Annotated in this window: 16 protein-coding genes and 1 pseudogene; 2 read left to right on the top strand and 15 right to left on the bottom strand. The window is 64.3% G+C overall.

The window, feature by feature from the left end; all coding sequences use genetic code 11:
- Position 1: 1 nt before the first annotated feature.
- From X743_RS153920 to uxaC, 4 genes are read right to left on the bottom strand one after another with little or no spacing between them, the layout of a single operon-like run.
- A complete protein-coding gene (locus tag X743_RS153920; protein ID WP_023766051.1) occupies positions 2-1,282 on the bottom strand; it encodes a TRAP transporter large permease in 1,281 nt (426 codons plus the stop codon).
- Positions 1,283-1,870 (bottom strand): TRAP transporter small permease, encoded by a 588-nt coding sequence (locus X743_RS153925; protein WP_198023953.1) that lies wholly within the window; start codon positions 1,868-1,870, stop codon positions 1,283-1,285. It lies immediately after the preceding gene.
- Positions 1,870-2,847, bottom strand: coding sequence for a TRAP transporter substrate-binding protein (locus tag X743_RS153930; RefSeq protein WP_013892436.1), 978 nt, complete (start codon positions 2,845-2,847; stop codon positions 1,870-1,872). Before X743_RS153930 ends, X743_RS153925 begins: the two co-directional genes overlap by 1 nt.
- A gap of 32 nt (positions 2,848-2,879) precedes the next feature.
- A complete protein-coding gene (gene uxaC, locus X743_RS153935) occupies positions 2,880-4,289 on the bottom strand; it encodes a glucuronate isomerase (protein WP_023766049.1) in 1,410 nt (469 codons plus the stop codon).
- Positions 4,290-4,435: 146 nt separating this feature from the next.
- Between uxaC and X743_RS16405 the strand changes: the two are divergent.
- Positions 4,436-6,032: pseudogene (locus X743_RS16405) on the top strand (mannitol dehydrogenase family protein).
- Between the two features lie 49 nt (positions 6,033-6,081).
- Here the strand turns inward: X743_RS16405 and X743_RS153940 are convergent.
- The 8 genes from X743_RS153940 to X743_RS153980 form a co-directional block, all read right to left on the bottom strand.
- Positions 6,082-6,489, bottom strand: a complete 408-nt coding sequence (locus tag X743_RS153940) for a F0F1 ATP synthase subunit epsilon (RefSeq protein ID WP_023766047.1) — start codon at positions 6,487-6,489, stop codon at positions 6,082-6,084.
- 244 nt (positions 6,490-6,733) lie between these two features.
- A complete protein-coding gene (gene atpD, locus X743_RS153950; protein WP_023766045.1) occupies positions 6,734-8,308 on the bottom strand; it encodes a F0F1 ATP synthase subunit beta in 1,575 nt (524 codons plus the stop codon).
- Between the two features lie 70 nt (positions 8,309-8,378).
- Entirely contained in the window at positions 8,379-9,263 is an 885-nt protein-coding gene (locus X743_RS153955; protein ID WP_023766044.1) for a F0F1 ATP synthase subunit gamma, read from the bottom strand.
- A 32-nt stretch (positions 9,264-9,295) separates the two neighbouring features.
- The gene (gene atpA, locus X743_RS153960; RefSeq protein WP_023766043.1) at positions 9,296-10,825 is read right to left on the bottom strand and encodes a F0F1 ATP synthase subunit alpha; all 1,530 of its coding nucleotides are present in this window, start codon (positions 10,823-10,825) and stop codon (positions 9,296-9,298) included.
- On the bottom strand, positions 10,825-11,385 hold the full coding sequence (locus X743_RS153965) for a F0F1 ATP synthase subunit delta (RefSeq protein ID WP_023766042.1): 561 nt from the start codon (positions 11,383-11,385) through the stop codon (positions 10,825-10,827). Before X743_RS153965 ends, atpA begins: the two co-directional genes overlap by 1 nt.
- Positions 11,386-11,631: 246 nt before the next feature.
- On the bottom strand, positions 11,632-12,027 hold the full coding sequence (locus X743_RS153970) for a DUF4345 family protein (protein WP_013892428.1): 396 nt from the start codon (positions 12,025-12,027) through the stop codon (positions 11,632-11,634).
- Between the two features lie 96 nt (positions 12,028-12,123).
- Entirely contained in the window at positions 12,124-12,819 is a 696-nt protein-coding gene (locus tag X743_RS153975; protein WP_023766041.1) for an aspartate/glutamate racemase family protein, read from the bottom strand.
- Positions 12,820-12,869: 50 nt separating this feature from the next.
- Positions 12,870-15,053, bottom strand: coding sequence for a primosomal protein N' (locus X743_RS153980; RefSeq protein ID WP_023766040.1), 2,184 nt, complete (start codon positions 15,051-15,053; stop codon positions 12,870-12,872).
- 90 nt (positions 15,054-15,143) lie between these two features.
- On the opposite strand from X743_RS153980, the gene fsa reads away from it, so the two are divergent.
- Complete coding sequence (gene fsa / locus X743_RS153985; RefSeq protein WP_023766039.1) at positions 15,144-15,800, top strand: fructose-6-phosphate aldolase; 657 nt, start codon at positions 15,144-15,146, stop codon at positions 15,798-15,800.
- A 71-nt stretch (positions 15,801-15,871) separates the two neighbouring features.
- Here the strand turns inward: fsa and X743_RS153990 are convergent, their stop codons facing one another.
- The 3 genes from X743_RS153990 to leuS all read right to left on the bottom strand — a co-directional run bounded on the left by X743_RS153990 (position 15,872) and on the right by leuS (position 21,862).
- Positions 15,872-18,436: a DNA translocase FtsK gene (locus X743_RS153990; RefSeq protein WP_023766038.1), complete on the bottom strand. Its 2,565-nt coding sequence runs from the start codon at positions 18,434-18,436 to the stop codon at positions 15,872-15,874.
- A 221-nt stretch (positions 18,437-18,657) separates the two neighbouring features.
- Positions 18,658-19,251: an LPS assembly lipoprotein LptE gene (gene lptE / locus X743_RS153995; RefSeq protein ID WP_023766037.1), complete on the bottom strand. Its 594-nt coding sequence runs from the start codon at positions 19,249-19,251 to the stop codon at positions 18,658-18,660.
- On the bottom strand, positions 19,238-21,862 hold the full coding sequence (gene leuS / locus X743_RS154000) for a leucine--tRNA ligase (RefSeq protein ID WP_023766036.1): 2,625 nt from the start codon (positions 21,860-21,862) through the stop codon (positions 19,238-19,240). The genes lptE and leuS overlap by 14 nt, the downstream gene beginning before the upstream one ends.
- Positions 21,863-21,901: the final 39 nt, after the last annotated feature.

Here is a 21,901-nt window from a genome sequence, read left to right as displayed (position 1 = left end):
CCTAGTGGAAAAGACTGGGCAGCCACAATGAGATTTCCGGAATGTAGGTGACCAGCATCAACACGGCGAAGGCTGCCCCGTAGAAGGGCCAGATCGAGCGCATCGCCGTCCAGATCGGGATACGCCCGATGGCGCAACTGACGAACAGCACCGCGCCGACCGGTGGCGTGCACAGGCCAATGCCGAGATTGAGGATCAGGATGACGCCGAAATGCACGGGGTCGACGCCATAGGCCATGACAACCGGCAGGAAGATCGGCGTGGTGATGATGATCAGCGGCGACATGTCCATGAACGTGCCGAGGATCAGGAGTACCACATTGATCAACAGCAGGATGACCAGCTTGTTATCGGACACCGACTGAAGGAAGGCGACCAGCGCCGCCGGCACCCTGAGATAGGCGAGCAGCCAGCCGAAGGCCGCGGCGCAGCCGATGATCATCAGCACCATCGCCGTGGTGCGCACTGCGGCGCTGGTTGCGGCGACGAAGTCGTTCCAGCTCATCGAGCGGTAGATGATGAGCGTCACCAGGAAGGCGTAGACGATGGCGATGCAGGAACTTTCCGTGGCGGTGAAGATGCCGGAGCGCACGCCGCCGAAGATGATGCCGATCAGGACGAGGCCGGGAATGGCGGCGACGAGCAATTGCAGGGCTCGGCCGAAGCCGGCGAACGGCTCGGTCGGGTAGCCGCGGCGGCTCGCGACCCAATAGGCGGTGACCATCAGCGACAGTGCCAGCAGCAGGCCAGGTATGACGCCTGCGGTGAACAGGTCGGCGATCGAGATCCGGCCCCCAGCCGAAATCGAATAGATGATCATGTTGTGCGAGGGCGGAATCAGCAGCGCGATGATGGCGCCGACCGAGGTGATGTTGACGGCATAGTCGATGCCGTAGCCGCGCGCCTTCATCTGCGGGATCATCAGCCCGCCGACCGCCGATGCATCGGCCACCGCCGAGCCGGAAATGCCGCCGAACATGGTCGACGCCGCGATGTTGACCTGGCCCAGGCCGCCACGCAAATGACCGACGAGCGAGCCGGCCAACGCCACGAGCCTGGCGGCGATGCCGCCACGCACCATCAGGTCGCCGGCGAAGATGAAGAACGGGATCGCCATCAGCGAAAACACGCTGACACCGGAATTGAGGCGCTGGAACACCACCAGCGGCGGCAGGCCCAGCACCAGCACGGTGGCGAAACTGGCGACACCGAGGCAGAACGCGATCGGCGTGCCGATGACGAGCAGAAAGACGAAAGTGCCGAACAGGACCGTCAGGGCCATCTAGAGATCCTCCTCGCCTGTGGCGTATTGGTCGGCATCGACGGGCAGGCCGGCAAAGCGCCCGGCCAGCCGCTCCAGGGAGAACAGGCAGACAAGTGCGCCGCCCAGGACGACCGGCAGGAAGCTGACGCCACCCGGGAGATCGAGCGACGGCATGACCGTGTTCCAGGTCAGCCTGGCGAGCTGGACACCATAGACGATCATGCCGAAGCCGAATGCGAGCACGACGACGTCCGAAATGCTGCGCAGCACCGCCTTGGCCGAAGGTGGCAGGAAATAGAGCAGCACGTCGAAGCCTAGATGCGTGCGCTCGCGAACGCCGACAGCGGCGCCGAGGAAGATGAACCAGCCCATCAACAGCACCGCTGAGGATTCGGTCCAGCTTGGCGAACTGTTCAGGACATAGCGCGAGAAGACCTGCCAGAAGATGATCACCGTCATCAGGGTCAGTCCGGCGCCGCTGACCCAGAGTGCGAGCCTCGACAGCTGTGCCAACAGCCGTTCGGTGCCCAGCCAGAACGCCTTCAAGCCACCCTCCCTCGACGGCGGCGCGGAAGTCCGCGCCGCGCCCGGTCCGCCGGCTTCCATTATTTCGTCGCCTGGATGCGGGCGGCGAGGTCCTTCAGCGCCGGCGTTGACAGATACTTGTCATAGACCGGCTTCATCGCGTCGATCAGCGGCTGCTTGTCGATCTCGCTGACCTTGACGCCGGCGGCTTCGACGATGTCACGCGACTTCTTTTCCTGCGCGTCCCACAGTTCGCGCATCTTGACGACGCTGTCCTTGGCTGCCTGGCGCACGATCGCCTGGTCCTCCGGCGATAGCTTGTCCCAACTTGCCTTGGCCATGACGAGCACTTCCGGGACGATCTGGTGCTGGTCCATCGTATAGTGCTTGGCGACCTCGTAGTGCTTGGCGGATTCGAAGCTCGGCCAGTTGTTCTCGGCGCCGTCGATGACGCCTGTCTGCAAGGCCGAATAGACCTCGCCATAAGCCATCGGCGTGGCGTTGGCGCCCAGCGCATTGACCATGTCGACGAACACGTCCGACTGGATGACGCGGAACTTCATGCCCTTCATGTCGGCCATCGAGGCGATGTCCTTCTTGGTGTTGTAGAAGGACCGCGCGCCGGAATCGTAGAAGGCCAGGCCGACGAGGTCATGCGCCTCGAACGCCTTGAGGATCTCGTCGCCGATCGGCCCGTCCATGACATGGCGCATGTGGTCGACCGAGCGGAAGATGTAAGGCAGCGACGGCACCGCCGTCTCCGGCACGATGCCGTTGAACGGTCCCATCGAGACGCGGTTGAGGTCGATGACGCCGGTCTGCGTCTGCTCGATCGTGTCCTTCTCCTCGCCGAGCTGCGCCGAATGATACACCTCGACCGAATAGCGGCCGTCGGTGCGCTGCTTGATCAGCTCGCCCATGTATTTCACCGCCTCGACGGTCGGATAGCCGTCGGGGTGCGTGTCGGCCGAGCGCAGCACGGTTTCGGCGTTGGCGATGCCTATCAGCAGCGAGCCGAAGGCGAATGTGACCGCTGTTAATTTCGAAAAATGCAACATGACTTCCTCCCTTTAAAATCAAGGCGCCCGGCTCAGAGCCGGTACGCCTTCTTGGCAAGCGTGTAGGTAAGCTCCTTGGCCAGCTCATGCGCCTCGTCCTCGCGCAGCCGGTGCTCGGCGACGAGGCGCGCCAGGAACGCGCAGTCGACCCGACGCGCCAAATCGTGGCGGGCGGGTATAGATGGAAAGGCACGGGTGTCGTCGTTGAAACCGACGGTGTTGTAGAAGCCGGCCGTCTCCGTCGTCATCTCGCGGAAGCGGCGCATGCCTTCCGGGCTGTCGTGGAACCACCAGGCCGGCCCGAGCTTCAGCGCCGGGTAGACGCCGGCAAGCGGCGCCAGTTCGCGCGCGTAGCTGGTCTCGTCGAGCGTGAAGAGGATGATTGTCAGGTCGCGCTCCAGTCCGACGCAGTCGAGCAGCGGCTTCAGCGCCGTCACGTAGTCGGTCCGGGTCGGGATATCGAAGCCCTTGTCGCGGCCGAATTTCCGGAAAACATCGGGCGAGTGATTGCGCCAGGAGCCGGGATGGATCTGCATCACCAGCCCGTCGTCCCGGCTCATCTTGGCCATCTCGGTCAGCATCTGGGCACGGAACAGTTTTCGCTCGCGCTCGTCGTCGGAGCCGCGGCGGATGCGGCTGAACAGCTCCTGCGCCGCCGCGTCGGAAAGATTTGCGGTGTCGGCCGTCGGATGGCCATGATCGGACGAGGTCGCGCCAAAGCTTTTGAAGAAGGCGCGCCGCTGGCGATGGGCGTCGAGATAGCCGGCCCATGTTCCGGTGTCGCAACCGGTGATCTCGCCGAGCCGGTCGAGATTGGCCGAGAACCCCTCGAAATCGGGATCGACGACCGCATCCGGCCGGTAGGCGGTGACGACACGGCCCTCCCAGCCGCTGTCGCGGATCATCTGGTGCCATTTGAGATCGTCGAGCGCGCCTTCGGTCGTCGCGATGACCTCGATGTTGAAGCGCTCGAACAAAGCGCGCGGGCGGAAATTCTCCCACTGCAGCACGGTCGCGATGGTGTCGTAATGGCGGTCGGCCGTCTCCGCGCTCAATGGCTCTTCGATGCCGAACAGATGCGCCAGCACATGGTCGAACCACAGCCGGGTCGGCGTTCCGCGAAACAGATGATAGTGCTCGGCAAAGCGCCGCCAGATCGTCCTGCCGTCGGTCTCCACCGGCCCGCCGTCGAGGGTCGGCACGCCGAGGTCCTCCAGCCGCACGCCCTGGCTGAACAGCATGCGGAAGATGTAGTGGTCGGGCACGATGAGCAGTTGCGCCGGATCGGGGAACGGCTCGTTCAGCGCATACCAGCGCGGATCGGTGTGGCCGTGCGGGCTGACCAGCGGCAGGTCCTTGATCCCGGCATAGAGATCGCGGGCGATCGAGCGCGGATGCGCCTCGGCGGGAAACAGCAAATCCGCATTGGTCAGTGCCACGATGATCCTCCCAAGGCTGCTATCGGTACGGTTGGCAAGAAATAATGTCAACATACAAAAATTGGATTGTTGTATGATGACTTTTGAAGCCATTGTGTGGCAAGAGATCGGGTGTTACGCCGCTCGCCGACCCCATGCCGAGGCCATCCATGCCATCCGACCAGACCAGCCGCGCCACGACGAACAAACGCCTCTCCGCCACAACGGTACAAGCGCTGCCGGCCTCGGTCGCGCCCCCCTCTTATGATCGCAGCCGCGTCACCCCGGGCATCGTGCATCTCGGTGTCGGCGCCTTCCATCGCGCCCATCAGGCAGTCTATGTCGACGACTGCCTGACGGCGGGCGAGACGGANTCTCGGTGTCGGCGCCTTCCATCGCGCCCATCAGGCAGTCTATGTCGACGACTGCCTGACGGCGGGCGAGACGGACTGGAGTATCATCGGCGTTTCCTTGCGCAGCCCCGACACGCGCGATGCGTTGGCGCCGCAGGACGGGCTCTACACGCTGGCGATCCGCAGCAGCGGCGAGGAGGAGCTCCGCGTCATCGGCTCGATCGGCTCGATGCTGGTGGCGCCGGAAGACCCCGGTGCGGTGCTGGCCGCGCTGTCCGATCCGCGCACCCGCATCGTGACGCTGACCATCACTGAAAAGGCGTATCTGAGGGCAGCGGGCGGCGGACTGGACGCCGCCCATCCCGACATCGTCCACGATCTGGCAAATCCGCAAAGACCAAGGACGGCGCATGGTTTTCTGACCGAGGCGCTCACCCGGCGGCGTGCCGCCGGCACACCGCCCTTCACCGTGCTGTGCTGCGACAACCTGCCGGCCAACGGCGCAACGCTGCATCGCCTGCTGGTCGAATTCGCGGAATTGCGCGATGCCAGCCTGGGCGCGAGCAACGACACCAGACTCGCCGGCCATATCGCCGACGAGGTCGCGTTTCCCTCCAGCATGGTCGACCGCATCGTACCGGCGACCACCGACGCCGACCGGGCGCGGATCGCCGTCGAGCTCGGCGTCGAGGACGCCTGGCCGGTCATGACCGAGCCCTTCCGCCAATGGGTCATCGAAGACAATTTTCCGGCGGGACGCCCCGCCTGGGAAAAGTTCGGCGTCACCATGGTCGGGGATGTCGCCCCCTTCGAGGACATGAAGCTCAGGCTGCTCAACGGCGCGCATTCGGGCATCGCCTATCTCGGCCTGCTCAGCGGCCATGCCACCGTCGACCGCGCCTTTGCCGATCCGGCGATCCGGCGATTCGTCGACGCGCTGTGGGCCGAGGCCATCCCGACCCTGCCCGACGATGCCGGGCTCGACACATCAGCCTACACGGCTGAGCTCACCGAGCGTTTTTCCAACACCGCGCTCGCCCACCGCACGGCGCAAATCGCCAATGACGGCAGCCAGAAACTGCCGCAGCGTATTGTTGCTTCGGCCGTGGAGTGCATGGAAGCCGGCACTGAATTTGTGCATCTCACGCTGGTGGTTGCCGCCTGGATCGCCGCCTGCGCGGCGCGGGGTAAGACCTTGCCGGAAGGCCATTTCACCGATCCGCTCGATGCGTCGCTGACAGCCCTTTTGAGCCAGCAACTGCCGGCGAACGAAACCGTGACGGCGGTGTTCGACCTGGCTGGCTTCGCTGGGGATCACGCCGAACGCCAGACGCTGATTGAACTGGTGGCCGTGCATCTCGTCCACCTGCGGCGGGACGGTCCGACCCTGGCCTTCGCTGCCTTGGGAATATAAGAAAAAGCGGGACAAGCCCGCTTTTCAGTCAGTCAGTTTGGTGTGGATTTCAGGCCGGCAGGATGGCGCCTTCCAGCGTGGTGAGCTGGCTGAGGAACTGTTCGGCCTTGCTGCGCGCCTGGTCGTCCTTGGCGTCCGCGGCATCTTCCTTGGCTTCCTGGATGCGGCGCGCGAGATCGGCGCGGTCGACATCCTTGACCGCGACAGCCGATTCCGCCAGCAGCGTGCAGCCGGCCGGAACGATGTCGGCAAAGCCGCCGAACACGACATAGCGCTCTTCGCTGCCCGAAGCGGTCTTCACCGTGACGACACCCGGCTTGATTGTGGTCATGACCGGCGCGTGATGCGCCATCACCGTCATCTCGCCTTCGGCGCCCGGAATGACGACGGATTCGACTTGCTCGGAAACGAGCAGGCGTTCCGGCGAAACCAGTTCGAATTTGAAAGCTTCAGCCATTATCGTATCCGTTCAACCCATTCTGGCGGCACCCACACAAAATGTATGGTTGTCGTTTCACTCAGAGAGCTGGTGATCTCCAACTGACCGAGTTTTTCGTGCCATTCCTCCACAGTCCACTCTCGACCGATGAGAGCGTTTAGCTCTGCGACGTCATCCTCGGGCATATCCGAAAGGAACTCATCGCTGAGCCGAAGTAGCCGGACCCGATCGCCTTGAGCGTATTCGGGTCCGTTATCTGTCATCAGGCCGCTTCAGCCGCGAGGCGCTGTGCCTTCTCGACCGCTTCCTCGATGCCGCCGACCATGTAGAAGGCGGCTTCCGGAAGGTGATCGTAGTCGCCGTTGCAGAGGCCCTTGAAGCCCTTGATGGTGTCGGCGAGGTCGACCAGCTTGCCCGGCGCGCCGGTGAACACTTCGGCGACGAAGAACGGCTGCGACAGGAAGCGCTCGATCTTGCGGGCGCGGGCCACGGTCTGCTTGTCCTCTTCCGACAGCTCGTCCATGCCCAGGATGGCGATGATGTCCTGCAGCGACTTGTAGCGCTGGAGGATCGACTGCACCTGCCGGGCGACACCGTAATGCTCTTCGCCGACAACCATCGGGTCGAGCATGCGCGAGGTCGAATCCAGCGGATCGACCGCCGGGTAGATGCCCTTCTCGGCGATGGCGCGGTTCAGCGTCGTCGTCGCGTCAAGGTGGGCGAACGAGGTCGCCGGCGCCGGATCGGTCAAGTCGTCGGCGGGCACGTAGATCGCCTGCACCGAGGTGATCGAGCCCTTGGTGGTGGTGGTGATGCGCTCCTGCAGCGCGCCCATGTCGGTGGCGAGCGTCGGCTGATAGCCCACCGCCGACGGAATGCGGCCGAGCAGAGCCGACACTTCCGAACCTGCCTGCGTGAAGCGGAAGATGTTGTCGACGAAGAACAGCACGTCCTGGCCTTGATCGCGGAAATATTCGGCGACCGTCAGGCCGGTCAGGCCGACGCGGGCGCGCGCGCCCGGCGGCTCGTTCATCTGGCCATAGACGAGTGCCGCCTTGGAGCCTTCGCCGCCGCCCTTCTTGTTGACGCCGGATTCGATGAACTCGTGATAGAGATCGTTGCCCTCGCGGGTGCGCTCGCCGACGCCGGCGAACACCGAATAGCCGCCATGCGCCTTGGCGATGTTGTTGATCAGTTCCTGGATCAGCACGGTCTTGCCGACGCCGGCGCCGCCGAACAGGCCGATCTTGCCGCCCTTGGCGTAGGGCGCCAGGAGGTCGAGCACCTTGATGCCGGTGATCAGGATCTGGGCTTCCGTCGACTGCTCGACATAGGTCGGAGCCGGCTGGTGGATGGAGCGCATCTCGATCGCGTCGACCGGGCCCGCTTCGTCGACCGGCTCGCCGATGACGTTGATGATGCGGCCGAGCATGCCCGGGCCGACCGGCACGGTGATCGGCGCGCCGGTGTCGCGCACTTCCTGGCCACGCACCAAGCCTTCGGTGGAGTCCATGGCGATGCAGCGCACGGTGTTTTCACCGAGATGCTGGGCAACTTCGAGCACCAGGCGGTTGCCGACATTGGTGGTCTCGAGCGCGTTCAGGATCGCCGGCAAATGTTCGCCGAACTGGACGTCGACGACAGCGCCGATGACCTGGCGGACCTGGCCGACAACGCCGGTTGCCTTGCTCGCCACTGCCGGTGTCTTGGCCGAAGCGGCCTTGGCCGGAGCCGCCTTCGCGGCTGCCGCCGGAGCCTTTGCAGCCTTCGCGGGGACTGCGGCCTTCGCGGCTGCCGTCTTGGGTGTTGCCTTCTGGGGGGTCGCTGCTTTCGCCATCGTCTTTACCCTTTTTCGTCCTTTGTTTCTCACGCGGTCCGGTCGCGGGCCAAATGGCCCCGGACCGCGCCTAGAGCGCCTCGGCGCCCGAAATGATTTCGATCAGTTCCTTGGTGATCTGCGCCTGCCGCTGACGGTTGTAGGTGATCGACAGCTTGTTGATCATGTCGCCGGCGTTGCGCGTCGCATTGTCCATGGCGCTCATCTTGGCACCCATCTCGCCGGCCGCGTTTTCTAGCAGCGCCCGGAAAACCTGCACGGAAATGTTGCGCGGGATGAGGTCGGAAAGGATTTCGCCCGGCTCCGGCTCATATTCATAGACGGCATTGCCACCATCATTTGCCTCGGCCGGAGCCGAAGCGACGCCTGCCGGGATGATCTGCTGCGCGGTCGGAATCTGGCTGATCACCGACTTGAACTGCGAATAGAACAGCGTGCAGATATCGAAGCCGCCCTCGTCGAAGAGGTGGATGACCTTCTTGGCGATCGCGTCGGCATTGACGAAGCCGAGCGTCTTGACCTCGCGCAGATCGATGCGCTCGAGGATCATGGAGGCATAGTCGCGGCGCAGGATATCGAAACCCTTCTTGCCGACGCAGATGATCTTGACCTGCTTGCCGTCGGCCAAAAGCCTGCGGATGTGGTCGCGGGCATGACGGGCGATCTGCGAGTTGAAGCCGCCGCACAGGCCGCGCTCCGCGGTGCAGAGGACGAGCAGGTGCACGTCGTCCTTGCCGGTACCGGTCATCAGCGCCGGAGCATCGCCGCCGCCGCCGATCGCCTGGGTGATGTTGGCCAGCACGGAACCCATGCGCTCCGAATAGGGGCGCGCCGCTTCCGCGGCCTCTTGCGCACGGCGCAGCTTCGCCGCGGCGACCATCTGCATCGCCTTGGTGATCTTCTGCGTCGCCTTGACCGAGGCGATACGGTTACGAAGGTCTTTTAATGAAGGCATGCTTCAAACCTGATCCCGTCTTGTCGCTTCGCTCAGGCGAAGATCTTGGCGAAAGCGTCGATCTCGGCCTTCAGCTTGGCGCGCAGATCGTCCGACAGTGCCTTTTCCTTGCGGATGGCGTCGAGAACGTCCTTGCCCGCCGCACGCATGTGGCTGAGCAGGCCATGCTCGAACTTGCCGACCTGGTTGACCGGCAGCTTGTCGAGATAGCCGTTGACGCCGGCGAAGATCACCGCGACCTGCTCTTCCGTCTTCAGCGGCGAGAACTGCGGCTGCTTCAGGAGTTCGGTCAGGCGCGATCCGCGGTTGAGCAGGCGCTGCGTGGCGGCGTCGAGATCGGAGCCGAACTGCGCGAAGGCCGCCATTTCGCGGTACTGGGCGAGCTCGCCCTTGATCGAGCCGGCAACCTGCTTCATCGCCTTGATCTGTGCCGACGAACCGACGCGCGACACCGACAGGCCGACGTTGACGGCCGGACGGATACCCTGGAAGAACAGGTTGGTTTCAAGGAAGATCTGGCCGTCGGTGATCGAGATCACGTTGGTCGGGATATACGCCGACACGTCGTTGGCCTGCGTTTCGATGACCGGCAGGGCGGTCAGCGAGCCATTGCCCAGATCGTCATTGAGCTTCGCGGCGCGCTCGAGCAGGCGCGAGTGCAGGTAGAAGACGTCGCCCGGATAGGCTTCGCGGCCCGGCGGGCGGCGCAGCAGCAGCGACATCTGGCGGTAGGCGACGGCCTGCTTCGACAGATCGTCGTAGCTGATCAGCGCATGCATGCCGTTGTCGCGGAAATATTCGCCCATGGTGCAGCCGGCGAACGGCGCCAGGAACTGCATCGGTGCCGGATCGGAAGCGGTGGCGGCGACGATGATCGAGTATTCGAGCGCGCCGCGCTCTTCCAGCACCTTGACGAACTGCGCCACAGTCGAGCGCTTCTGGCCGACGGCAACGTAGACGCAGTAGAGCTTTTCCTTCTCGGGGCCGTTGTCGTGCACCGACTTCTGGTTGAGCATGGTGTCGAGGATGATGGCGGTCTTGCCGGTCTGACGGTCGCCGATGACCAGCTCGCGCTGGCCGCGACCAACCGGGATCAGCGCATCGATGGCCTTGAGGCCGGTCGACATCGGCTCATGCACCGACTTGCGCGGAATGATGCCAGGCGCCTTGACGTCGACGCGCTTGCGTTCGACCGCCTTGATCGGACCCTTGCCGTCGATCGGGTTGCCGAGCGCGTCGACGACGCGGCCGAGCAGGCCAGGACCCACCGGAACGTCGACGATGGCGCCGGTGCGCTTGACGGTGTCGCCTTCCTTGATGTCGCGGTCGGCGCCGAAGATGACGACGCCGACATTGTCGGCTTCGAGGTTGAGCGCCATGCCGCGGATGCCGCCGGGGAACTCGACCATTTCGCCGGCCTGGACATTGTCGAGGCCATAGACGCGGGCGATACCGTCACCGACGGACAGCACCTGTCCAACTTCGGAGACCTCGGCCTCCTTGCCGAAATTCTTGATCTGGTCTTTCAGAATTGCGGAAATTTCCGCGGCGCGGATGTCCATCAGCCGACCTCTTTCAGTGCAAGCTTGAGCGAATTGAGTTTGGTTTTGAGCGACGTATCGATCTGGCGCGAGCCCATCTTGACCACCAGCCCGCCGAGCAGCGACGGATCGACGGTGACGGAAATGGCCACGTCCTTGCCGGCAACGCTCTTCAGCGCCGCCTTGAGTTCAGCCTGCTGGGCCGCGGTCAGCTCATGAGCCGACGTCACTTCGGCGGCGGTCTCGCCACGATGTTCGGCGGCGATCTGGCGGAATGCCCTGATCATGCCGGGGACGGCGAACAGGCGCCGGTTGCGGGCCACGACGCGCAGGAAATTGCCGGTGAGGCCGGTAATCCCGGCCTTGTCGGCGATTGCCGCTATGGCCTTGGCCTGGTCCTCGCTGGAGAACACCGGGCTGTTGATCAGCCGGGTCAGGTCGGCGCTGCCCGCGAGCATCGCCTCGAAACTGTTGAGGTCGGCTTCGACCTTGGTCACGGAATTTGCCTGCAGCGCGAGTTCGAACAGCGAACCCGCGTAGCGTTCTGCGACACCTGAGATTGGCGATGACGATTGAGCCACGGACCGTCTTTTCTCTTGTCTGACAGGCCGCAGATTGTTGGCGCGAGCAAAAACTCTGGCTAAATCTTTGACCTTACTGCATTTTTTCAAGCACGGAGGCGCGGCTTCCGCTATCCCCGGCCGAAAGTCGATTGCCGTCTAGCACAGGCATTTTAAGACCGCAATGCGTCGTTCCGCATGGTTTTCAGGCACTATTGTCGCATCTGGCGAAAGAGTCCCGCCTCGCGCCCCGGAATAGCTAAGGATTCAGGGCACAAAGCCGAAGGCAAAGGCGAGCGGCAATGCCGCCAAGGCCAATTCCACCACAATGGAAACCCAATTGAAAGGCGTGTTGGCGCCATCCGACATCATCGACAGCAGGCGGCCGAAGGCGGTGAACAGCCAGGAGAAGCCGAGCGCCATGTAAACCAGCGGCTGCGCCAGGAGGATGCAGCACAGGCCAACGCCGAGATAGAAGCCAGACATCCTGCCCCGCCCCTCGGCGATCGCCGCTGCCTTCTCCGGTTTGACCTGCAGGCGCAGGACACGGAAGGCCACGCCCGGCGCCAAGAAAAACAGAAGGCCGAGCAGCACGGTGACGACGGCGCTCGACCAGGCCAGCCATTCGCCCTGGCTCGTCGGCCATGGAAGCGCAAAATCCATCTTGTCCCCTCGAAATGCCGGTTTTGAAATTCCCGCGCATTCTAGCGGAGGAAAAACCCCACGCCAGATGGCTCCCCGAACTTTAGAAGAAGGCCATCAACCGAGCGCGAACTCGACCGCCGCCTCGGCATGGATGCGTGTCGTGTCGAACACCGGAATGTCGAAATCCCCCTTGCCGATCAGCATGGTGATCTCGGTGCAGCCCATGATGAGGCTGTCGGCGGCCTCTTCGCGGCGCAGGCGTTCGGCCTCGGCGACATAGGCCGCCTTCGAGGTCTCGCTGACAATGCCCTGGCAGAGTTCTTCATAAATGACGCGATGGACCATGTCGCGCCCGGCGGCGTCGGGCACTGTCGGTTGCAGGCCGTATTTGTCGGCGAGCCGGCCCTTGTAGAAATCCTGCTCCATGGTGAAGCGCGTCGCCAGCAGCGCCGGGCGCTGCATGCCGGCGCGCTTGATCGCCACCGCGGTGGCGTCGGCGATGTGGATCAACGGGATCGACACCGAGGCCTGCACCTGGTCGGCCAGTTTGTGCATGGTGTTGGTGCACAGGAGCAGCCCTTCCGCGCCGCCTGCCTCCAGCTTGCGCGCCGACTCGACGAGAAGCACGCCGGCGCCCTCCCAGTCGCCATGATGCTGCCGCTCGGCGATCTCGGCGAAGTCGAACGACCAGAGCAGCAGTTTGGCCGAATGCAGCCCGCCAAGACGCTCGCGCACGATCTCGTTGAGCAGCCGATAGTAGATAGCAGTCGATTCCCAGCTCATGCCGCCGAGCAGGCCAAGGGTTTTCATGTGATCTTCCATTTTTTCGCTGGAGACAGCCTACCGCTGAAAGCGCGACCTTACAAAAAGCTCTGCGGGTCGATATCGACCTGCACCCGCACCGAGCCGCGCTGTTTCGGCCCGTTGGCCAGCATGGCCCTGATAAAACCTTGCATGTCGGCGCGCCGTTCGCCCTGGATCAGCAGGCGGAAACGATGGCGGCCGCCGAGCAGGGACAGTGGCGCCTCGGCCGGGCCGAGCACGAACAGATCATTGGACTCCGGCGCGGCGCGGCGCAGGCCGCGGGCATGGCCCTCGGCCTCCGCCCGCGTCACCGCGCTGACGATGACGCCGGCGAGCCGGCCGAAGGGCGGCAGCGCCGCGCGCTCGCGCTCGGCGATCTCGCGCTCGTAAAACGCCTCGGCATCGCCAGAGACGATTGCCCGCATCACCGGATGGTCGGGCTGGAAGGTCTGCAGCAGGCCAAGGCTCTTCTTGCCGGTGCGGCCGGCGCGGCCGGTCACCTGGCTGAGCAATTGGAACGTCCGCTCCGCTGCGCGCGGATCGCCATTGGCAAGGCCAAGGTCCGCATCGACAACGCCGACCAGCGTCATGTTGGGGAAATTGTGGCCCTTGGCGACCAACTGCGTACCGATGACGATGTCGGCCTCGCCATCGGCGATCGCCTCCAGTTCCAGCCGCAGCCGCCGCACGCCGCCCATCAGATCCGATGACAAAACGATGGTGCGCGCATCGGGGAAATGCGCGACGACCTCCTCGGCGATGCGCTCCACTCCCGGCCCGCAGGCGACCAGATGGTCGAGCGTGCCGCATTCCGGGCAGGCTTCCGGGCGGCGCTCATTGTGCCCGCAATGGTGGCAGACCAGCTGGCCGCGAAAGCGGTGCTCGACCAGCCAGGCCGAGCAGACCGGGCAGCCGAAGCGATGGCCGCAGACGCGGCACAGCGTCAGCGGCGCATAGCCGCGCCGGTTGAGGAACAAGAGCGATTGCTCCTTCCTCTCCAGCGTCTGGCGCATATGGTCGAGCAGCACCGGCGACAGGAAGCCGCCACGCGCCGGCGGCGCGCGCCGCATGTCGATCGACTTCAGCTGCGGCAGCGCCGCCTCGGCGAAACGAGCCGAGAGAATGGCCCTGGTGTATTTCCCTTGGCTCGCATTGACCCGGCTCTCGACCGATGGCGTCGCCGACGCCAGCACGACTGGGAAACTCCCGATGTGGCCGCGCACCACCGCCATGTCGCGGGCGTTATAGAAAACGCGGTCTTCCTGCTTGTAGGCGGGGTCGTGCTCTTCGTCGACGACGATCAGGCCGAGCTCCTTGAACGGCAGGAACAGCGCCGAGCGCGCGCCGGCGACGACGCGCACAGTGCCCTCAGCCACTTGCCGCCAGACCTTTTCGCGCATCCTTGGCGGCAGGTCCGAATGCCATTCGCCGGGCTTGGCGCCGAAGCGCTGCTGGAAGCGTTCGAGGAAAGCGTGGGTCAGCGCGATTTCCGGCAGCAGGATCAGCACCTGCTTGCCCTGGTCGAGGGCGGCCGCCACCGCCTCGAAATAAACCTCCGTCTTGCCCGACCCGGTGACGCCGTCGAGCAGCGCGACGTTGAAGGTGCCTGCCGCGACATTGGCGCGCAGCATCGATGCCGCGTCATTCTGGTCCGGCATCAGCTCCGGTACGGCATACAGGGAATCAGGCGCGGCCACCACCGGGCGTGGCGGGATCATCACCGTCTCGAACACGCCTTGCGCCTTCAGTTCCTCGATCACCGTCGACGACACGCCGGCGGCATGGGCAAGGCCGGAGCGTGTCCAGGCAAGGCCGCCTTCGGCCACCTCCAACACCCGCTCCCTGGCACTCGTCATCCGGTCGGGCGCGAGAAGCGTGCGCTGCAGCCCCTCGCTCCACGGTTCCGGGTCGAAAGCCTCCGGCGCTCGGAGCAGCATGCGCGCCACCATGCCCGGCGCCGACAGCGTGTACTGCGCCACCCAGTCGACGAAGCGGCGCATCGAACGGTCGATCGGCGGGCAATCGAAGACCTGTTCGATGGGGCGCAGCTTTTTCGCGTCGATATTCTCGACCACGCCATCCCAGACGATGCCGGCGACCTGGCGCGGCCCGAGCGGCACGCGCACGATCGAGCCCGGCACGACGCGCATGCCTGCGGGCACGGCATAGGTGTAGGGGCGTTCTGCAGGCATCGGCACCAGCACCGGCGCGGCTGCGACAAAGGGCGAATCTTCGATCATGAGGCGTGACCTTGCCCCGACTTTGGTCTAGATCAAAGGGCAACGCTGAACGTGCCTTCCCAAGCACGCCGAAATCTTCAGGAGACCGCCATGAAATTTTTTGCCGACACCGCCGACATCAAGGAAATCCGCGAGCTGATCGATCTGGGGCTGCTCGACGGCGTCACCACCAATCCCTCGCTGATCCTGAAATCGGGCGGCAAGATCTCCGAGGTCACCAAGCAGATCTGCGACATCGTCGAAGGGCCCGTTTCGGCCGAAGTCGTGGCCACCGAGTACAAGAACATGATGGCCGAGGCCGAGGTGCTGGCCAAAATCGCGCCGAATGTCACCATCAAGGTGCCGTTGACGCTCGATGGGCTGAAGGCCTGCAAGACGATCCGCACCGAAATGAACCGCATGGTCAACGTCACGCTGTGCTTCTCGGCCAACCAGGCGCTGCTCGCCGCCAAGGCCGGCGCTTCCTTCATCTCGCCCTTCGTCGGCCGCATCGACGACACCGGCTCGGACGGCATGGAGGTGATCCAGGAGATCCGTCAGATCTACGACAATTACGATTTCCAGACCGAGATCCTGACCGCTTCGGTGCGCACGGTGAACCACGTCAAGCAGGCGGCCCTGATTGGGGCCGATGTCGTCACCGCGCCGCCAGCCACGCTGAAGGCGCTGGTCAACCATCCGCTGACCGACAAAGGCCTCGCCGCCTTCCTCGCCGACTGGGCCAAGACCGGCCAGAAGATCGGCTGAGCGATCCGATATCCGATACCAAAAAGGCCGGGCAACCGGCCTTTTTTATTGACCCTTCGTCGACCTGCCGGTCAATCCGCGCCCTCTTCGTCGGGCGCGGCAACCGGCGGGCGCCGGCCCGTCATGATCTCGCGCTTGCCGACATGGTTGGGCGCGCCGACCAGCCCTTCCTTCTCCATGCGCTCGACCAGGGAAGCGGCGCGGTTGTAGCCGATGCCGAGGCGACGCTGGATGTAGGACGTCGAACATTTCTTGTCGCGCAACACCACCTTGACCGCCTCGTCATAACTGGAATCGCCATCCTCGGCCGCAACGGATCCCTTGTCGAAGACGGCTCCCTGGTCGCCTTCGTCTTCGTCTTCATCCTCGTCGGCCGTCACCGTTTCCAGATATTCGGGGCGGCCCTGCGCCTTCAGATGCGCCACGACGTGCTCGACCTCCGCGTCGGAGACAAAGGGGCCGTGCACGCGCGAAATGCGCCCGCCGCCCATCATGTGCAGCATGTCGCCCTGGCCAAGCAGCTGCTCGGCGCCCTGCTCGCCCAGGATGGTGCGGCTGTCGATCTTGGACGTGACCTGGAAGGAAATCCGGGTCGGGAAGTTGGCCTTGATCGTGCCGGTGATGACATCGACCGAGGGGCGTTGCGTTGCCATGATCAGATGGATGCCGGCCGCGCGCGCCATCTGTGCCAGGCGCTGGATCGCGCCTTCGATCTCCTTGCCGGCGACCATCATCAGGTCGGCCATCTCGTCGACGATGACCACGATATAAGGCATCGGCGCGAGGTCGATTTCCTGCTGTTCGAAGAGCGGCTCGCCGGTGCCCTTTTCGAAACCAGCCTGAACGGTCATGACGACCGTCTCGCCCTTGTCGCGGGCCTGGGCGGCGCGTTCATTATAGCCGTCGATGTTGCGCACGCCGAGCCGCGCCATCTTGCGGTAACGGTCCTCCATCTCGCGCACCGCCCATTTGAGCGCGGTGACGGCCTTCTTGGGATCGGTGACGACCGGGGTCAGAAGATGCGGGATGCCGTCATAGACGGAGAGTTCGAGCATCTTGGGATCGACCATGATCAGCCGGCATTCTTCCGGCTTCAGCCGATAGAGCAGCGACAGGATCATGGTGTTGATGGCGACCGACTTGCCGGAGCCGGTGGTGCCGGCGACGAGCAGATGCGGCATCTTCGCCAGTTCGGCGATGACGGGCTCGCCGCCGATCGTCTTGCCGAGGCAAAGCGCCAGCTTGCAGCCAGTCTTGCGGAAACCCTGCGATTCGATCAGCTCGCGGAAATAGACGGTCTCGCGGGTCTCGTTCGGAAGCTCGATGCCGATGACGTTGCGGCCGGGCACCACCGCGACGCGCGCCGAAATCGCCGACATGGAACGGGCGATATCGTCGGCGAGACCGATGACGCGAGACGATTTGACGCCCGGCGCCGGCTCGAACTCATAGAGGGTGACGACCGGGCCGGGACGAACGTGGATGATCTCGCCGCGCACGCCGAAATCCTCCAGCACGCTTTCCAGGAGATCGGCATTCTGCTCGAGCCGCTCTTGCGACATGTAGAAGCCTTGCCCTTCCGGTGGCTGCTGCAGCAACTCTTCGGAGGGAACTTCGTATGCCTCGCCGGTCGTGGACGGCACGATCTTGCCGACCTTGGGCAGCGGCGAAGAGGCGCGCCCGGCCGGAGCCTGCACGGTCTCCTCCAGGCTTTGCGCGACCTGGACCGGAACGGCTTTGCGCGCGACGGCGGAAGTTGCGATCGCGGGCCGGGCCTGTCGCGGCGCGCTGCTCGCCACCGGCTGGACCTCGGCCTCGTTCGAATTGGCCGGACGGACGTCCGGCAGTGCAGGCGGAGCTTGCAGGCCCGGAAGGCATTCGATGACGCGGAACAGCGAGGTGGGATCCGCCGTGGGCGCGGCGTGCCTGTCGGCCGGTTTGGCGACCACCGGCCCGGCCGGGCGCCGCGCAGGAACGGCTTGCGGCACCGGCGGAGCTTCGACCATATAGGGCGCCATGACCTCGAAAAAGGCGTGATCCGACAGATAGGGCCAGCGCACTCTTTCGCGGTTTGTCACCTTGCCCGGCGCCGCCGTTCCCTGGACCGGAGCCGATACGCGTGACGTTGCGGTCATCCTTGACCCCGCAGGTTCGCCGGTATGCCTTGGCGTAACGGATGTCGGGGCCGAACCCACCTGCCTCTGCTGTACCGCGTCCCGGTTGCCGGCAGTCGAGCGGACAGCGTCCAAGACGGGGTTCCGGCTTTTCAGCAATGGTGAAGATGAGGCTGCATGGGATGGCGCGGCCGCGGCGGGCCGTGCGCTTGCTTGCTGCGCCGGTGGGACCGACGGTTCGCTTTGCTCGGCGGCAATCTGGTCGCGCTGCGGATGGCGCGTCTTGGCTTCATAGTCCGGCGTGCGGGTAAACCGCACATTGGGCGCCAGGAAGAAATAGTCTTGCCAGGCTGGGCTTTCGTTGCCGCCAAGATCGACGAAATCACCGGAATTGCCGGCTCCGGCCGCGCGGGGCTGCTGGCCGTCCGCCTTGTCGCTCATGGGGTTGAAACGCTTTATCCCGGGGTCATCGGGCGAAGCTGCCTTCAATGAATTGACCCGGAGAAAACGCCTGGATTCCATGCTCAAGACTCACTCTGAAACGTCTGCTGAGCAATAGGGAGCGAGTGGTTAACAGTTGCTTCCCGTCGGCAGCGCCGGAGCGATAGAAAAGCTGAAAATAGAGATCGGCCCTGGCAGTCGTGAGGCGAGTCGAAGACCAGAATTCAGATGCCGCTGGCAGCCCGAAGGCCGGTGCGTTTTGCCCGTCCTTGGCTCGGCTTTTGTGTGAAACGAAAACGGCGTTAGCCAGCCGTCTTGCCGTGCCTGACCAGATCCTGGGCGATGGACAATTGCAGGGCTTCGGCCAGCTCGCGCGCGGCGCGATTCTCGGCGTCGATCTGCGCCCGATACGAGGCAAATTCCTGCCGGGGCCTATCGAAGGATGAGGTGATCGCCCGCTTGCCGACCGCGATGACGGCGCCGGTTTTCGCATCGGTCAGCGTGTAGCTGGCGGTCAGCGTCACCGAACCGGCAGTCGGCTCGTCCTGATCGGTCTGGACCTGCACCAGCGCGGCCGAATCGACGGCTTCGGTCACGCTGAGACCAAGCGAATAAAGCGGCGAGGCCGGTTCGCCGGCGCCGCGCCCAAATCCGAAGATCAGATTGTTGCGCACCTGCTGGGCATAACGTGAGTTGACCGGCTTGACGGCGATCGACGCCAGTTCGGCGTTTGCGCTTGAGCCCGTGGTCAGCGGCGCGGTCGAATAGAGCGGCCGCACCTGACAGGCCGAAACCAGTGCCAGCGAGCCGACAAGGCCGGCAAGCGCGAGGCGCCGCAGCAAGCGGCTCAGCTCCGTCTTTTCCAGGTCAGGCAACTCAAGGTCAGGCAACGACATTGACGATCCTCTGCGGCACGATGATCACCTTGCGCGGGGCCTTACCTTCGAGCGCTTTCTGCACGAAGTCGAGAGCGAGCACAGCTTTTTCGACCGCACCTTGGTCCGCGTCGCGGGCAATTGTCAAATCCCCACGTTTCTTGCCGTTGACCTGCACCGGATAGGTGACCTCATTGTCGACGACCAGCGCCGGATCGAAGACCGGCCACGGCCGTTCGGCAACCAGATCGGTGCCGCCCAGCGCCTCCCAGCACTCCTCGGACAAATGCGGCATCACAGGCGCGATCAGGTGCACCAGGATCTCCACCGCCTGGCGGCAGGCGCCTTGCATCGCCGGATCGGCCTTGCCTTCCGCCACGTCGTTGAGCGGCGCGGTCAGCACGTTGGCCAGTTCATAGATGCGGGCAATGGCGCGGTTGAAGGCGAGCTTCTCGATGTCCTCGCCGACCGCCTTGAGTATCTTGTGCGCGGCCTTGGAAACCGCTCCGGCCTCACCATTGTCGGCGGTCGCCGGCTTGACGCCAGCCAGCGTCTCGGCTGCCGTCGATACCAGCCGCCAGATGCGCTGCATGAAGCGATGCGCGCCGGCGGCGCCATCGTCGGTCCATTCGACATCGCGCTCGGGCGGTGAATCCGACAGCATGAACCAGCGCGCCGTATCGGCGCCGTAGCCGTCGGTGATGTCCTCCGGACTGACCGTGTTCTTCTTCGACTTCGACATCTTTTCGAGCGGGCCGATCGTCGCGTCCTCACCGGTGACGATCTCGATGGCGCGGCGCTTGCCGTCGGCTTCCTCCAGCCGCACCTCGGTTGGCGCCAGCCAGCGACCGTTCGATGCCGACCCGACGCGATAGGTTTCGTGCACCACCATGCCTTGCGTGAACAGACCCTTGAACGGCTCGGCCAGATCGACATGGCCGGTCTCGCGCATGGCGCGGGTGAAGAAACGCGAATAGAGCAGGTGCAGGATCGCGTGCTCGATGCCACCGATATACTGGTCGACCGGCAGCCATTCGTTCGCCGCCTTGGGATCGGTCGGCTCGTGCGCCCAGGGCGCGGTGAAGCGGGCGAAATACCACGACGAATCGACGAACGTGTCCATCGTGTCGGTTTCGCGGCGCGCGTCCTTGCCGCATCGCGGGCACTTCACATGCCGCCAGGTCGGATGACGGTCGAGCGGGTTGCCCGGCCGGTCGAAATCGACATCGTCGGGCAGCTTGACCGGCAGGTCCGCCTTCGGCACCGGCACCACGCCGCAATCCTCGCAATGGATCATCGGGATAGGGCAGCCCCAGTAGCGCTGACGCGAAATGCCCCAGTCGCGCAGGCGGAAATTCACCTTGCGTTCGGCCATTGGCCGGTTGCCGATCGTCTTCTGCTCCAGGAGCTTCGCCACCTCGTCGAAAGCCTGGTCCGGCTTCATCCCGTCGAGGAAGCGCGAATTGATCATCGCGCCATCGTCGCCATAGGCCACGTCGACGATCTGGAAGGTCGCCTGATTCTCGCCTTCCGGCATCACCACCGGCACCACCGGCAGGCCATATTTGTTGGCGAAGTCGAGGTCACGCTGGTCGTGCGCCGGGCAACCGAAGATGGCGCCGGTGCCGTATTCCATCAGCACGAAATTGGCCACGTAGACAGGCAGCGTCCAGCTGTCGTCGAACGGGTGGACGACGCGGATGCCGGTGTCGAAACCCTTTTTCTCGGCCGTCTCCAGCGCCGCCACCGACGTGCCCATATGGCGGACCTCGTCGATAAACTTCGCCAGCGCCGGATTGGTCTCGGCCGCCTTTTTGGCCAGCGGATGATCGGCGGCGATGGCCATGAAGGAGGCGCCGAAGATGGTGTCGGGCCGCGTCGTGTAGACTTCCAGCTCGTGTTCGCCGGCAATGTCGGAGGCCAAAGGCCAGCGGATCAGCAGGCCTTCCGAGCGGCCGATCCAGTTCTGCTGCATCAGCTTCACTTTTTCGGGCCACTCGTCGAGGCCGTCCAGCGAATCCAGCAGGTCCTGGGCGAAGTCGGTGATCTTGAAGAACCATTGCGTCAGCTCGCGCTGTTCGACCAGCGCGCCCGAGCGCCAGCCGCGCCCGTCGATAACCTGCTCGTTGGCAAGCACGGTCATGTCCTCCGGATCCCAGTTGACCTTGGAGGATTTGCGCGTCACCAGGCCCTTCTCGACGAAGTCGAGGAACAGCATCTGCTGGCGGTGATAATAATCCACGTCGCAGGTCGCGAATTCGCGCGCCCAGTCCAGCGACAGGCCCATGACCTTGAGCTGCTCGCGCATGGTGGCGATGTTCTGGTAGGTCCATTCCTTGGGATGGACCTTGTTCTGCATCGCCGCGTTCTCGGCCGGCATGCCGAAGGCGTCCCAGCCCATCGGATGCAGCACGTTGAAGCCCTTGGCCCGCTTGTAGCGCGCCACCACGTCGCCCATCGTGTAGTTGCGGGTGTGGCCGATATGGATGCGCCCCGACGGATAGGGGAACATCTCCAGCACGTAGTATTTCGGGCGCGGGTCGTCATTGTGCGCTTCGAAAAGCTTCTTGGCAGCCCAGGCCTTCTGCCATTTGGGTTCTGACGCGCGCGGATTGTATCGTTCGGTTGCCATGGGACGTTTTTCACTTAAAAGCATGCACGGACTGCGGGC

This window comes from Mesorhizobium sp. LNHC232B00 (assembly GCF_000502435.1).
In the GTDB taxonomy this organism is placed as follows: domain Bacteria; phylum Pseudomonadota; class Alphaproteobacteria; order Rhizobiales; family Rhizobiaceae; genus Mesorhizobium; species Mesorhizobium opportunistum.
The sequence above is the reverse complement of the archived record's forward strand: the minus strand, read 5'-3'. Positions and strand labels throughout refer to the sequence as shown.

Coding starts and splice junctions, on each gene's coding strand:
- X743_RS153920 (WP_023766051.1), bottom strand. CDS start 1,282: ATGGCCCTGACGGTCCTGTTCGGCACTTTCGTCTTTCTGCTCGTCATC.
- X743_RS153925 (WP_198023953.1), bottom strand. CDS start 1,870: ATGGAAGCCGGCGGACCGGGCGCGGCGCGGACTTCCGCGCCGCCGTCG.
- X743_RS153930 (WP_013892436.1), bottom strand. CDS start 2,847: ATGTTGCATTTTTCGAAATTAACAGCGGTCACATTCGCCTTCGGCTCG.
- X743_RS153940 (WP_023766047.1), bottom strand. CDS start 6,489: ATGGCTGAAGCTTTCAAATTCGAACTGGTTTCGCCGGAACGCCTGCTC.
- atpD (WP_023766045.1), bottom strand. CDS start 8,308: ATGGCGAAAGCAGCGACCCCCCAGAAGGCAACACCCAAGACGGCAGCC.
- X743_RS153955 (WP_023766044.1), bottom strand. CDS start 9,263: ATGCCTTCATTAAAAGACCTTCGTAACCGTATCGCCTCGGTCAAGGCG.
- atpA (WP_023766043.1), bottom strand. CDS start 10,825: ATGGACATCCGCGCCGCGGAAATTTCCGCAATTCTGAAAGACCAGATC.
- X743_RS153970 (WP_013892428.1), bottom strand. CDS start 12,027: ATGGATTTTGCGCTTCCATGGCCGACGAGCCAGGGCGAATGGCTGGCC.
- X743_RS153975 (WP_023766041.1), bottom strand. CDS start 12,819: ATGAAAACCCTTGGCCTGCTCGGCGGCATGAGCTGGGAATCGACTGCT.
- X743_RS153980 (WP_023766040.1), bottom strand. CDS start 15,053: ATGATCGAAGATTCGCCCTTTGTCGCAGCCGCGCCGGTGCTGGTGCCG.
- fsa (WP_023766039.1), top strand. CDS start 15,144: ATGAAATTTTTTGCCGACACCGCCGACATCAAGGAAATCCGCGAGCTG.
- X743_RS153990 (WP_023766038.1), bottom strand. CDS start 18,436: ATGGAATCCAGGCGTTTTCTCCGGGTCAATTCATTGAAGGCAGCTTCG.
- lptE (WP_023766037.1), bottom strand. CDS start 19,251: ATGTCGTTGCCTGACCTTGAGTTGCCTGACCTGGAAAAGACGGAGCTG.
- leuS (WP_023766036.1), bottom strand. CDS start 21,862: ATGGCAACCGAACGATACAATCCGCGCGCGTCAGAACCCAAATGGCAG.